Source organism: Agromyces sp. NPDC029043 (genome assembly GCF_055564615.1).
In genome coordinates, this window is the sequence record NZ_JBVHVX010000008.1 from 97,120 (window position 1) to 110,069 (window position 12,950).

The 12,950-nt window shown below is 70.0% G+C and carries 11 protein-coding genes; 4 read left to right on the forward strand and 7 right to left on the reverse strand.

The genetic code is table 11. From position 1 onward, the window contains the following. Positions 1-239: 239 nt before the first annotated feature. Positions 240-1,685 carry an APC family permease gene (locus tag ACZ4TW_RS12040; protein ID WP_465542958.1) on the forward strand — a complete coding sequence of 482 codons (1,446 nt, stop codon included), beginning with the start codon at positions 240-242 and terminating at the stop codon, positions 1,683-1,685. A gap of 66 nt (positions 1,686-1,751) precedes the next feature. Here the strand turns inward: ACZ4TW_RS12040 and ACZ4TW_RS12045 are convergent, their stop codons facing one another. From ACZ4TW_RS12045 to ACZ4TW_RS12060, 4 genes are all read right to left on the reverse strand, one after another. Then, a complete protein-coding gene (locus ACZ4TW_RS12045; protein ID WP_465542959.1) occupies positions 1,752-3,089 on the reverse strand; it encodes a class I SAM-dependent methyltransferase in 1,338 nt (445 codons plus the stop codon). Then, positions 3,086-4,465, reverse strand: coding sequence for an FAD-binding oxidoreductase (locus ACZ4TW_RS12050; protein ID WP_465542960.1), 1,380 nt, complete (start codon positions 4,463-4,465; stop codon positions 3,086-3,088). The genes ACZ4TW_RS12045 and ACZ4TW_RS12050 overlap by 4 nt, the downstream gene beginning before the upstream one ends. A gap of 110 nt (positions 4,466-4,575) precedes the next feature. Beyond that, positions 4,576-4,758, reverse strand: a complete 183-nt coding sequence (locus tag ACZ4TW_RS12055) for an antitoxin (protein WP_465542961.1) — start codon at positions 4,756-4,758, stop codon at positions 4,576-4,578. 116 nt (positions 4,759-4,874) lie between these two features. Next, a complete protein-coding gene (locus ACZ4TW_RS12060) occupies positions 4,875-5,798 on the reverse strand; it encodes a LysR family transcriptional regulator (protein ID WP_465542962.1) in 924 nt (307 codons plus the stop codon). Between the two features lie 77 nt (positions 5,799-5,875). Here ACZ4TW_RS12060 and ACZ4TW_RS12065 point away from each other — a divergent pair, with 77 nt between their 5' ends. The 3 genes from ACZ4TW_RS12065 to ACZ4TW_RS12075 all read left to right on the forward strand — a co-directional run bounded on the left by ACZ4TW_RS12065 (position 5,876) and on the right by ACZ4TW_RS12075 (position 9,899). Then, a complete protein-coding gene (locus ACZ4TW_RS12065; protein ID WP_465542963.1) occupies positions 5,876-7,612 on the forward strand; it encodes an L-aspartate oxidase in 1,737 nt (578 codons plus the stop codon). A 187-nt stretch (positions 7,613-7,799) separates the two neighbouring features. Next, positions 7,800-9,524: a SulP family inorganic anion transporter gene (locus ACZ4TW_RS12070; RefSeq protein WP_465542964.1), complete on the forward strand. Its 1,725-nt coding sequence runs from the start codon at positions 7,800-7,802 to the stop codon at positions 9,522-9,524. A 132-nt stretch (positions 9,525-9,656) separates the two neighbouring features. Further along, positions 9,657-9,899 carry a hypothetical protein gene (locus ACZ4TW_RS12075; protein WP_465542965.1) on the forward strand — a complete coding sequence of 81 codons (243 nt, stop codon included), beginning with the start codon at positions 9,657-9,659 and terminating at the stop codon, positions 9,897-9,899. A gap of 75 nt (positions 9,900-9,974) precedes the next feature. On the opposite strand, the gene ACZ4TW_RS12080 is transcribed toward ACZ4TW_RS12075, so the two are convergent. The 3 genes from ACZ4TW_RS12080 to ACZ4TW_RS12090 all read right to left on the reverse strand — a co-directional run bounded on the left by ACZ4TW_RS12080 (position 9,975) and on the right by ACZ4TW_RS12090 (position 12,877). After that, positions 9,975-10,670 carry a hypothetical protein gene (locus ACZ4TW_RS12080; protein ID WP_465542966.1) on the reverse strand — a complete coding sequence of 232 codons (696 nt, stop codon included), beginning with the start codon at positions 10,668-10,670 and terminating at the stop codon, positions 9,975-9,977. Positions 10,671-10,779: 109 nt separating this feature from the next. Continuing rightward, entirely contained in the window at positions 10,780-11,442 is a 663-nt protein-coding gene (locus tag ACZ4TW_RS12085) for a helix-turn-helix transcriptional regulator (protein ID WP_465542967.1), read from the reverse strand. Positions 11,443-11,653: 211 nt separating this feature from the next. Then, complete coding sequence (locus ACZ4TW_RS12090; protein ID WP_465542968.1) at positions 11,654-12,877, reverse strand: low temperature requirement protein A; 1,224 nt, start codon at positions 12,875-12,877, stop codon at positions 11,654-11,656. Positions 12,878-12,950: the final 73 nt, after the last annotated feature.

Here is a 12,950-nt window from a genome sequence, read left to right on the forward strand (position 1 = left end):
CCCCCGGCTCGCTCAGCGCGGCGCCCTCGCCGCTCGGTGGAGCGAGTCTACTGGTGCCACCGCGCCGGTTCGAAGCAGGCCGCACCCCCTTGCGCGACGGCCCGCGGGGCGCCATCCATTCGTTGCGTATCGACACCGTGGCGCCTGACCGCATCCGAGCTCGCCGCCGTGGCGATGCCGAACCGCGGCGGGCTGGCGTAGGGTCACCCCGCTCGACAATGGCGACGACAGGATCCACCATGACCACTTCCGCACCGACGGTGAACCCCACGAAGCTCCGCAATCCCACGAAGCTCCGACGCTCCCTCGGCCTCTGGGCCATCGTGGGCCTCGGCCTCGGCTACATGACCCCGATGACGGTGTTCGACACGTTCGGCTACGTCTCGGAGGAGAGCGGCGGCGTGGTGCCGCTCGCGTACCTCTTCGCCCTCGTGGTGATGCTGTTCACCGCCCTCAGCTACGGACGGATGACCCGGGTCTACCCGTCGGCCGGGTCGGCCTACACGTACGCGTCCGAGACGATCCACCCGAACGCCGGCTTCCTCGTCGGGTGGACGGCGCTGCTCGACTACCTGCTGCTTCCGCTCGTGAATGCGCTCCTCGTGCGCCAGTACTTCGAGTCGTTCTTCCCCGAGGTGCCCGGATGGATCTGGGTGGCCGGGTACGTGGCGGTGATCACGCTGCTGAACCTGTGGAGCATCACGTCGACGTCGCGCGTGAACGCGACGCTCCTCGTCTTCCAGGTGGTGCTGATCGGCGTCTTCGTGATCCTCGCGTGGGGGGCGCTGCAGCAGGGCGCCGGGAACGGCACCGCGTTCAGCATCGAGCCGCTGTACCACGCGAACGTGCAGATCGCGACGGTCGTCAGCGCGGCGACCATCGTGTGCTTCTCGTTCATCGGGTTCGACGCGATCACGATGTACACCGAGGAGGCGAAGGACGCGCACACGGTGCCGAAGGCGATCGTGCTCGCACTGCTCCTCGGCGGCCTGATCTTCTTCACGGCCGGATGGTTCGCACAGTCGCTGTTCCCCGTCACCGAGGGCTTCACCGAGGGCACGGCGCTGCCCGAGATCGCCTACTCGATCGGCGGCATGCTGTTCCAGATCCTGTTCGTCTCGGCGGCGATCGCCGCGGCGGCCGCGTCGAGCCTCGCCTCCCACGCGAGCGTGTCGCGCATGATCTACGTGATGAGCCGCAACAGCTCCGGCCCGGTCGCGCGGCGCCTGTCGTACGTCCACCCGCGCTTCCGCACCCCCGCGGTCGCGGTCGTGCTCGTGGGCATCGTGTCGCTCGGCGCGGCCGTCGCCGACCTCGACTTCGTCTTCTCGCTGATCAACTTCGGTGCGCTCATCGCGTTCACGGTCGTGAACCTGGCCGTCATCCTGCACTTCGCGATCCGCCGCCGCGAGGTGAAGAGCGCGTGGCAGATCGTGCGGAACGTCGTGCTGCCCCTCATCGGCGTCGTGCTCACCGTCGTGCTGTGGCTGAACGTGAGCGGCGAGGCGATGACCTACGGCCTGATCTGGCTCGCCGTCGGCTTCGTCGCGCTGCTCGTCATGACGCGCCTGTTCCGGCGCCGGCTGCGCATGTCGCTCCAGGAGGACGAGGTCATCGCCGAGGGCGACGAGGGTGCCGACGCGCTGCTCGACGACGATCGGCAGCGGCTGGCCGCCGGGGAGTAGCCCCGCGGGGTGGCGCCGCCGGTGACGGTGGCGCCACCCGGTGGGCGGCACGGTGTCTCCGAGCTCCTACGGCGTCCACCACGGCCGCAGCGGCAGGTCGCCGACGCCGTGCTCGTCGGCCTTCACGGCGAGCACCTGGTGCAGCTGGATGCCGCCGCGCTCGAACTGCAGTCGCGACCCGGCCATGTACAGGCCCCAGACCTTGGCCCGCTCGAGGCCGACCTCCTCCACCGCCTCGTCCCAGTGCGCGACGAGGTTGGCGCACCAGTCGCGCAGGGTGAGCGCGTAGTGCGGACGGAGGTTCTCCTCGTGCAGCACCTCCAGCCCGGCATCCTGCGCCTCGGTGATGATGCGGCCCGAACCGGTGAGCTCGCCGTCGGGGAAGACATAGCGGTCGATGAACCCGTGCGTCGACGGTTCGGCCGTGTTGTCGGGACGGGTGATGCAGTGGTTGAGCAGCAGCCCGCCCGGTCGCAGCCGCGACCGCAGGAATCGGAAGTACGACCGGTAGTTGCGCACGCCGATGTGCTCGAGCAGCCCGATCGACGACACCGCGTCGAACCCGGATTCGCGGATGTCGCGGTAGTCGCCGAATCTCACCTCGGCCAGGTCGCCCAGGCCCTCGTCGGCGACCGCCCGCTGCGCCCAGGTCGCCTGCTCCTGCGACAGGGTCACGCCGATGGCCCGGACGCCCCGGCGAGCCGCGTAGCGCACCATGCCGCCCCAGCCGCATCCGACGTCGAGCAGCCGGTCGCCGGGCCTCAGCCGCAGCTTCTCGAACACGAGGCGGTACTTGTTCTCCTGCGCCTCGTCGAGGGATGCCTCGGCGCTGGGGTAGCACGCGCACGTGTACGTCATCGACGGCCCGAGGACCCACTCGTAGAAGGTGTTCGACACGTCGTAGTGGTAGTGGATCACCTCGGCGTCGCGCGCCTTGCTGTGCCGGCGTCCCGTACCGAGGCGTCGCCAGCGCGGCGGCACCTCCTGCGGCGGCGGGGCGATCGGGCGCAAATGCTCCATGCCGATGGACCGGACGATCCTGGCGATCGTCCTGGGGGGCGGCATCCGGAACACCAGTTCGTCGGCGAGGGCCTTGAGCAGCTCGTACGGATCGCCGGGGTGCACGCCGTGGACCTCGATGTCGCCGGCGATGTAGGCGCGCGCGAGGCCGAGGTCGCCGCGGGCGGTCGCGAGGTAGGTGGTGCCGCGCGGCGAGGTCAGGTCGAGGCCGAACGGCGCGTCCTCGGGGCCGGCCGAGCTGCCGTCGTACGCGGTGAACCGCAGCGGGAGCCGACTGCCGGCGAGGAGTTCGAGGATCTCGGCGAGGGTGAGCTTGCGATCGTCTTCGGTGGACGTCGCAGCCGTGCCATCCGTCTCGGGCGCTTGGTCCTTGAATGTCGTCATCGTCGTTGCACCGCCTTCGCGTAGAGGTCGAGGAGTCGGCCGTCGGGGTCGTAACGTTCCTTCACCGCGCGGTAGGCGTCGCCGCCGTACCTCGCGTCGAACTCCTCGCGGGAGTAGTAGGCGTCGGAGTAGAGCGACTTGTGGCCGTCGAGCTCGCCCACCTTCTGCTCGATGCGCCGGTTCGTCTCGCCGGGAGTGGCCCCGATGGGAACCGTCGACCAGAAGCCGACGTTGACATAGGTCTCGCGCGGTCCGAGCGGATAGAGCGCCCAGCCCTCGTCGCCCCGCAGGCGCAGCGGACAGAGCCAGAGGGGCTCGATCGGCACATTCGCGAGGAACCAGTCGAGGAACTCGACGGTGCGCCCGATCGGCACCTCGATGTCCTGGATGACCCATTCCCGCGGTGGGCGGCGCTTGAGCCGCTCGAGCCCGTCGGCGATGCCGTACCGCCGCGCGAGGCGCATGAGCTTCCAGTACGACCTGCTTCGTCGGTACCGGCGCGGCCAGAGCGGGCGGACGAGCGGATGCTGCGCACCGAAGCCGGCCGAGCACCAGAACCAGTCGGTGTCCCACCGCCACAGGTAGTCGTGGATCGTGAGGCGGTCGCGGATGGCACCGTCGTCGTGCTGGATCGAGCGGTAGAAGATGCGCTGTCGGGTGTAGTCGCTCACCGGGCCTGGTGCGTCGGTCTGCGTCCCGAGGCAGAGGTAGCTCTCGTCGGCACTGAATACGACGCCGTCGAGGTAGTCGACGCGGACGCCGTCGTGCGTGCCGGCGTCGACGATGCGGTCCATCGCTTCGACGAGGTCGTCGAGGGCGTGGAAGCGCAGGTGGGTGAGGGCCACGAACGGCTGCACGGGCTCGAGCTCGATGCGCAGGCGCACCGCGTAGCCGAGCGTGCCGTACGAGTTCGGGAAGGCGCGGAACAGGTCGGCGTGCTCGGTGGGCGACGCCGTGACGAGCTCGCCCGAACCGGTGAGGACGTCGAGTTCGAGCACGGATTCATGCGGCAGCCCGTTGCGGAACGACGCCGACTCGATGCCGAGTCCGGTGACCGCCCCGCCGAGCGTGATCGTCTTCAGCTGCGGCACCACCAGCGGCGTGAGCCCGTACGGGAGGGTCGCATCGACGAGCGCCTCGTAGGTGCACATGCCCGCGACATCCGCCGTGTGAGTTTCGGGGTCGACCGCGATGACGTGCGTCAGTCCCGACGTGTCGAGGCCCGGGGCACTGGTCTTCGCCCGCGGCCGGAACAGGTTCGACGTGGGCTTCGCGAGACGCACCGCGGATGCCTCGGGCAGGGCCCGATAGCTTGCGAGCAGCCGCTCCACGCCGCCGGCGTGTGCGGTTCGTGCGTCGATCTCGCGAACGGACACGCCTTCACGGTAGTCCCGTTGCGGGTGGCCGGCCACCGCTCGGTGCGACGAGGAGCGGACGCAGGGACGCCGCCGGGCCCGGAGGCCGCGACGGCATCGCTCGCAGTCGACTACTGACCGAGCCTGCGGTCTCCGGCGTCGCGCGCGGCGTCGGTCTGCTCGTCGAACTTCCCGCCGGTGATCCGGTCCGCGGCGTCGTCCGCGCGGTCCAGTCCCTGGTCGGTGAGGTCCTCACCCTTCTCGCTCTTCGCGAACTCCCGGGCCTTGTCCCCGAGGTCTCCGAAATCGGCCATGGCCGCCTCCCTTGCGTTCGGTCCGACCAACCTACGTTCGAGGTGAGAGCGGATGTCAGGGGTTGACGCGGTCCGGCGTACGTCGTGAACTGGCTCCGCCGCGCCGGCTGATCGGATCAGGCGAGTCGCATGGTCTCCCCGGCCCGGGCCGCGAATGCGGTGGCGGTGGACGCGATGGTGCGCTGCATGACGTCGACCGCGGCGGTCATGGCGAGGTCGGCGGGCCTTGCGAGGCTGATCGTGCGGGTCAACGTCGGCTCCGTGAGGCGAAACGACCTGAGCGCGGGCCGGTCGATGAGCACCATGGCGGGCACGATCGCGACGCCGAGCCCGCGCTCGGCGAACCGCAGCACCGCATCCATCTCGGCACCTTCGAGCACGACCTCGGGCTCGAGGTCGGCGGCTCGGAACGCGGCATCCGTCGTCGCACGCAGGTCGTAGGTCGAGCTGAATGCGATCTGCGGCAGGCGCGCGACCTCCGCGAGCCCGATCCGGTCTCGAGTGGTGATGGGCGGTGCGACGGCGGACGACACGACGACGAGCTCTTCGACGAGCAGCGGGGTCACGGCGAAGCGTTCGGCCGTCGCGGCATCCGAGGTGATGATCAGGGCGAGGTCGAGCTCCCCGCTGCCGAGTTCGTCGAGCAGCCGCCGCGAGCCCTGTTCCGACAGGTGCAGCTCGACGCCCGGATGCTCGGTGTTGAACGTTCTGAGCACCTCGGCGACGAGACTGATGCAGAGCGTGGGCGTCGCGCCGAGCCGCACTCGGCCGCGCTCGAGCCCGGCGAGTTCGGCGAGCTCCCGCCGAACCGACTCGGCGTCGGCGAGCATTCGGCGGGCGAGCGGCAGCAGCGTCTCGCCCGCGACCGTCAGGGTCGAGCCGCCACGAGAACGGTGGAACAGTTCGGCGCCGAGACTGTGTTCGAGCGCCGCGATCTGCCGGCTGAGCGACGGCTGCGCGAGATAGAGCTCCTCGGCGGCTCGGGTGAAGTTGCCGACGCGGGCCACTTCGACGAACGACCGCAGCTGCTCGAGATTCACATGGATAGCCTACGCGCATCAAGCTAACACTGAAGATGCATTGGACGCATGCCGTTCACCAACCTACCGTGGATCGCATGAGCACCTCGGAACGCAAGATCTCCACCACCGTCCTCGTGATCGGCACGGGCGGATCCGGCCTCCGCGCCGCGATCGAACTCGCCGAGGCGGGCGTCGACGTGCTCGCCCTCGGCAAGCGGCCGAAGTCCGACGCGCACACGTCGCTCGCGGCCGGTGGCATCAACGCGGCCCTCTCGACCATGGATCCCGACGACAGCTGGCAGCAACACGCCGCCGACACGCTGAAGGAGAGCTACCTCCTCGCCAACCCGCACACCGTCGAGATCGTGACGAAGAACGCGGCGCGCGGCATCCACGACCTCGAGCGCTACGGCATGCCCTTCGCCCGTGAGGACGACGGCCGCATCTCGCAGCGCTTCTTCGGCGCCCACACCTACCGTCGCACCGCGTTCGCGGGCGACTACACGGGCCTCGAGATCCAGCGCACGCTCGTGAATCGGGCGGCGCAGCTCGGCGTGCCGATCCTCGACACGGTCTACGTCACGCGCATCCTCGTGAACGACGACGGCGCGGTGTTCGGCGCCTACGGCTTCGACCTCGAGGACGGCACGCGCTACCTCATCCACGCCGACGCGGTCATCCTCGCCGCCGGCGGCCACAACCGCATCTGGCGCCGCACGTCATCGCGACGCGACGAGAACACGGGCGACTCGTGGCGCCTCGCCGTCGAGGCCGGCGGCCGCGTGCGCGATCCCGAGCTCGTGCAGTTCCATCCGTCGGGCATCCTCGAGCCCGAGAACGCGGCCGGCACCCTCATCAGCGAGGCGGCGCGCGGCGAGGGCGGCATCCTCACCAACGGCCTCGGCGAGCGCTTCATGTCGAAGTACGATCCCGAGCGCATGGAGCTCTCGACGCGCGACCGCGTCGCGCTGGCCGCCTACACCGAGATCAAGGAGGGCCGCGGCACCCCCAATGGCGGCGTCTGGCTGGATGTCTCGCACCTGCCCCGCGAGACGATCATGCAGCGCCTCCCCCGCGTCTACCAGACCATGCTCGAACTGCAGATGCTCGACATCACGACACAGCCGATCGAGATCGCGCCCACCGCGCACTACTCGATGGGTGGCGTGTGGGTCCGCCCCGACGACCACGGCACCGACGTGCCGGGCCTCTACGCCATCGGCGAGGCCTCGTCCGGGCTGCACGGCGCCAACCGGCTCGGCGGCAACTCGCTCATCGAGCTGCTCGTGTTCGGGCGCATCGTCGGGCAGGCCGCGGCCGCGTACTCGGCCGGGCTGGCGGCGCAGAAGCGGTCGGCGGCCGCGGTCCAGGCGGCGCGCACCGAGATCGATGACCTGCTGGCAGCGGATGGTGCCGAGAACGTGCGCGCCCTGCAGCGCGCCATCCGCAACACCATGACCGAGCACGCCGGCGTGGTGCGCGACGAGGCCGGCCTGCGCATGGGCCTCGCCGAGCTCGACGCGATCGAGGAGCGCATGCGCGACATCGGCGTGCACCCCGACCTCGCCGGCTACCAGGACCTCGCCCACGCGTTCGACCTCAAGTCGGCCGCGTTGGCGGCTCGTGCGACCCTCGAGGCCGCCCTCGAGCGGCGCGAGACCCGCGGATGCCACAACCGCAGCGACTTTCCCGAGACGGATGCCGCGCTGCAGGTCAACCTCGTCTGGTCGCCCGGCACGGGTGTGACCCGCGAAGCCATTCCGCCGATCCCGGACGAGATCGCGGCGCTCATGGAGCGCGAGGTGTCGACGGTCGGCAAGCTGGTCGAGTAGGCCCGCGGGCGGCAGTGCGGCGCTCGGGCGAGGCGCGCGGGCCTAGAGTCCCTACCGCCGCCGCGGATCCGGTGTCACACTGTCGTGCGCTTCGGCCGCATGCGCGCTCCGTCGCGTGCTGCGCACCTGCTGCGCCGTGGACCTGGGCGGAAGGGCAGGACCGCATGTCGAGAACGCGTCACCTCTCATGAGCCGGCGGCGAGGGGTCACCTGCCCGGTTCCGATCCTCGGGTGGATCCGTTCCTACGACCGCCGCTGGCTCCGCGGCGACCTGATCGCCGGGGTCACGGTCGCGGCGCTCATCGTTCCGAAGAACCTGGGGTACGCCGGCATCGCGGGCGTGCCACTGCAGAACGGCCTGTATGCCGCCGCGGCGGGCGCCATCCTGTACGGGATCTTCGGCACCAGCCGCCAGATCTCGATGGGGCCGAGCTCGGCGCTGGCCGCCGTGGCCGCCAGCGCGGTGCTGGTCTCCGGCCTCACCGATCAGGCGGATGTCGCCTCGTTCGTCGCGGGCATCACGCTGGCGTCCGGCGTGCTCTTCCTGATCCTCTTCCTGCTCAGGATGGGCTGGATCGCGCAGTTCCTCTCGCGGGCCGTCGTCACCGGATTCCTCTTCGGAGCGGCCATCGACGTCGTCATCTCCGAGTTGCCCAAGCTCACCGGCACCGAGGCCGGCGGCGACAACTCGTTCCAAGAGTTGTGGTCGTGGTTCGGGACCCTGGATGACACGAACCGGGCGACCCTCATCGTCGGTGTCGTGTCGCTGGTCGTCGTCTTCGGGGTGCGGGTCGTCGCGCCTCGCGTGCCGGGCGCACTGGTGCTCTTGGTCGGCGGATTGATCGCCTCCTGGCTCTTGGATCTGGGCGATCGCGGCGTGGCGCTCGTCGGCGATGTACCGCGCGGGCTGCCGGCCTTCGCCATCCCCGATCTCGGCCTGATCTGGGAGAACGCGTCGACCGTGGCGATCGCCGCGGTCGCGTTGGTGCTGATCGGCTTCTCGCAGACTGCCGGGGACGCGCGGACCTTCGCGGCGAAGCACCGCTACCAGGTCGACATCGACCAGGAGTCGGTCGCGCAGGGCATGGCGAACACCGGCGCCGGGCTGTTCCAGGGCATGCCGGTCTCGACCAGCCTCTCGGCCAGCTCGCTCAACGACCACTCCGGCGCTCGCACCGGACTGGCGTCGCTCACCTCGGGTGCCACCGTCCTGCTCACGCTGGTGGTATTGGCCCCCCTGTTCTCCATCCTGCCGAAGCCGGTCCTCGCCGCACTGATCATCGAGGCCGTCGTGATGGGCATGATCAACATCCCCGAGATGCGACGCCTCGCGCGGGTGCAGCCGTTCGACTTCTGGATCGCCATCGCCGCGATCGTCGCGACCCTGGCATTCGGCGTGCTGGCCGGCGTCATGATCGGCATCGGCCTGTCGCTCCTGTGGCTCATCGGCGTGGCGACGCACCCGAGCATCCCCACCCTCGCACGGGAGGCCGGAACCGACGTCTTCCGCGACGTGAGCGAGTTCCCGGAGGATCGGCTGACTCCCGGGGTCGTCGTCATCCGGATGGACGGAGGCCTGTTCTTCGCGACCGCCGATGCGCTCGAAGACCGCATCCGCGAGATCATCCATTCCACCCCCGACCTCACCGGCGTCGTCCTCGACTGCGCCGGTATCAACTTCATCGACTCCCAGGGCACCGCGAAGATGAACGACGTCGTGACGCTCGCTGAGGACTCCGGCATCATCCTCCGGCTCGCCCGGCTGAAGAAGTCCGTGCGCGCCACGCTCCAGCGAGACGGCGTGCTGCCGCGCATCGGGACGACCAACATCCACGGCAACGTCGCCCGCGCGGTTCAGGCACAACTCGACGCGTCGGCGCCGCCCGACCGCGCGCCATCCGCGGATGACTGAGGGTGCAGCGAGTGACCACCGGCGCGGAGTTGAACGGAGACTGGACTCCGTCTCGCGGCCGCCCGTATGCTGCAACCACAGCGTTCGCGATTGCGAAGTCAGCTGGAAGCATGAACCGTTGGGGGAGCGGAAGTGCATCGAACGACGAAACCGACGGGGTCGCCGGCGCAGCAGCGGCAGGGTGAGGAGCGACTGACCGGCGCATCCGACGCAGCCGACGTACGAGCTGCCGAGATCACCGAGCTCTCACGGCGAGCCATCTCCGCCGAGGTGCACCTGCTCGCGTATGTGGACGAGCTCGAGGCCGAGATTCGTCGACTTCGCCGGCGGCTCGGCACCGACGTGTCCTATGAGGCGACGGATGGCACGGCCTGAGTCGTTCCTCGTCGAGCCGCCCGGCCCCATGCACGCGCACCTCGCGAGCGGGAGCGCGCTCGCTGGTCGGGACGGCTACGCCTCGTCGGGCACCCCGGCCGGAGCAAGTCGCGCGCTCGGCTCGGCCTCCGCGGCGGACCCCAAGACCAATCGCACGGCCATCCAGAGGCACGGTGCGAGCAGGAGCAGGCCCGTGGCGATCGCAACATCGAACGGGAGCGGGATGAAGCTGATGAGGAGGGGCAGCACGAAGAGCAGCGGGACGATGATCGGAACCAATCCGGTCCGCCACAGCGCGAGGCCGAGAAGCGGCAACGTCAGGTAGAACCCGACCAGTCCGACCATCAGCGGGATTGCGAATGCCGGCCCCGCGGACAGGTCCACGACGAGGGAGACCGCAGCGTCCGTGTCCGTCGCGGAGACCAGGATCGTCTGCATGGCGAGCTCGAACCCCAACACGAGGAGCACCGCGATCGCGGCGACCGTCCCGATGATCAGGCCGATGGCGCCGAGCGTCCGCCCGCGTCGTCGCGCGATCACGAAGCTCCCGATCGCGAGTGCCGCGACCAGCAGGAAGATGGCACCGCCGACCTGGCTCATCAGCGCGGCGTACTCGCCGGCGCCGCCTTCCTCCGCGATGGCCGTGAACTGCTCCTCCGCGGTCTCGGGCGTCACCGGGTGCATCAGGTTCGGAAGCACGAAGAGGCCGAACGGCGCGAGTGCGATCCCGGCTGCGCCCATCCAGCGGAGTACCGCATCGAATCGTTGCATGACCATCTCCGGCGTCGAGGCCGGCCCCTCTGATCGGAGCGTAGGGCGGCGAGCTCGTGCTCGCCATGCGTAGATCCACGCACGGGGCACCCGACGGAGGTGGGCAGAGTCACCACCGAGCGTCGGATGGCCCCGACGCGATGATGCCGGCGAAGGCCGCGAGCCGGACTGCCGAGACCCGATCGGAGACCCCGAGCCGGCGGTAGATGTTCTCGAGGTGACGCTCGACCGTGCGTGCCGAGATGTGCAGCCGGTATCCGATCGCCTGTGAGGTCATGCCCTGCGCGACCAGGCTGAGCACGGCGACCTGTCGCGCCGTCAGGTGCGCTTGGTCCGCCGCCGTGTAGGCCCCGGTCGCGAGCGGATGGCCCGACACCCAGTCGTCGAGGACCTGCCAGTGACGATGCAGCGCGACGATCACCCCCTGCGCATGCCCGGCGAGGCGTGACGACTGCTCGTCGAACGGCTCGACGGGTCGGCACCCACCGACCACGAGGACGCCGGCGCTCCCCCGCTCGATCGGGATCCACACGTGGTGCTCGATCTGGCAGGCGCGCAGCTCGTCCTCGTAGTCCCGTTGCGCGCTCCCGCCCCCGAACGGCACCTGCGTCGTGGTCAGCGGCGCACTCGTCGTGTGGGACGAGTAGTACTGTGCCAGCGGATGGACCGCCGGCGCGCGGCGCGCGACATCCGGAAGGTCGAACCAGTCCGGGAACGGGTAGGCGGTGACGCTGGCACGGCCGTGGGCGTCCCACTGGAATCGTCCGGTCACCGGCGCATCGAGCTGCCGACCAAGCTGTCGACACACGGGATCCCATGGAAACGCCCGGCCGAATTCCCCGAGAGCGTCGGTGATGACATCCAGCCACTGACTTCGAGCACGTTCCATCGACTGCATCATCGGTCCCCCCGAACCGTGTCGTCCGTTTCAGGATGACAGCATTCCCGCTCCGATGGCACCCCCGCCGTCGCTCGGCCGATCGTCAGGCCGCGTCGAACGGCTTCGCCTCGCGGTCCCGATCGGGACGCGCCCCCTCGACGGCGATCGCGATCGCGACGACGCCGACCACGATGGCGAGCGCGAGCATCGGCGTGACGATCGCGAGCAGCGGGATCGACCCCGCGATCAGGAGCGCCGCGACGATGCGGATCCACTGCCACGGCAGGGCGACCACTCGCGCGAAGACGGCGGTGCCCGCGAGGTACACGGCGAGGCCGCTGCCGAGCGCGCCGGCGCCGAACCATCCGAACGGCTCGGGATCGGTGATGTGCGCCATGGCGTCCTCCACGCCGAGGGCGGCGAGGATGATGCCCGCGACGACGATGAAGTGCGCGTACGTGTAGGCGTCGCGCGCGAGCACGACACGTGCGGCATCCGTTCGCCGCTGGAGCTCGTGCTCGCCCGCGGGGGCGATGCGCCGGAAGTACGCCGACCACAGCAGGATCGAGAGCGAGACCGCGAGGGCGGCGCCGAGCGTGATGTCGCCGTCGATCGGTTCCTGCGCCACGCCCACTCCGATCGCGACGATCGACTCGCCGAGGGCGAGGATCACCACGAGCCCGTACCGCTCGCTCCAGTGGCCGGGCGAGTAGATGCGCCATCCGCCGCCGCCGCGCGAACTGGCGTAGGTGAACACGACGTCCCAGAGGAACGCGGCCAGCCAGATCCACGTCTGCGCCGCGCCACCGACCAGCGCGCCGAGCAGCAGGAGCAAGGCTGCCGGCGCCATCGCGATCGCCTGCGTGCGGAGCACCTGCATGGCGAGCGCCCGGTCGCCGCGCGCCGCGGCGAGGTACAGCGACATGTGGACGAGGCGGACGATCGTGTACGCCACCGCCAGGACGAGCGGCCCCGACCACCCCCCGGGCAGGTCGCCGTAGGCCTCCGGGATCGTCAGCGCGATGATGAACACCGAGATCATCGCCACGCTCATGCCGACGCGCACGACGCCCTGGTCGGCGGGCGCCTGGTTGGCGAGCCAGCTGTAGGCGCACCACGTCCACCAGAGCAGCCCGAGCACGATGAGCGCCTGCAGGATGCCGAACGCCGAGTGGGTCTCGGCCATGAGCCGGCTGACCTGGGTGAAGGCGAACACGTACACCAGGTCGAAGAACAGCTCGAAGGTGGTGACCCGGGCGGACTCGTCGGCGGTGCGGACCCGCCCGACCAGCCGCCCACCGGCATCTGCAGGTCCACGGTCGCTCATGGCACCAGCATGCACGAGCGTGCCTCGTGCCGACAGTGCGGTTCGAGCCGCGTCCGCGTCGCCGTGACTCTGC

Excerpts from the sequence above, each read along its gene's own strand:
- ACZ4TW_RS12090 (WP_465542968.1), bottom strand. The coding sequence starts at position 12,877 with ATGAGCGACCGTGGACCTGCAGATGCCGGTGGGCGGCTGGTCGGGCGG.
- ACZ4TW_RS12055 (WP_465542961.1), bottom strand. The coding sequence starts at position 4,758 with ATGGCCGATTTCGGAGACCTCGGGGACAAGGCCCGGGAGTTCGCGAAG.
- ACZ4TW_RS12070 (WP_465542964.1), top strand. The coding sequence starts at position 7,800 with ATGAGCCGGCGGCGAGGGGTCACCTGCCCGGTTCCGATCCTCGGGTGG.
- ACZ4TW_RS12080 (WP_465542966.1), bottom strand. The coding sequence starts at position 10,670 with ATGCAACGATTCGATGCGGTACTCCGCTGGATGGGCGCAGCCGGGATC.
- ACZ4TW_RS12040 (WP_465542958.1), top strand. The coding sequence starts at position 240 with ATGACCACTTCCGCACCGACGGTGAACCCCACGAAGCTCCGCAATCCC.
- ACZ4TW_RS12045 (WP_465542959.1), bottom strand. The coding sequence starts at position 3,089 with ATGACGACATTCAAGGACCAAGCGCCCGAGACGGATGGCACGGCTGCG.
- ACZ4TW_RS12065 (WP_465542963.1), top strand. The coding sequence starts at position 5,876 with ATGAGCACCTCGGAACGCAAGATCTCCACCACCGTCCTCGTGATCGGC.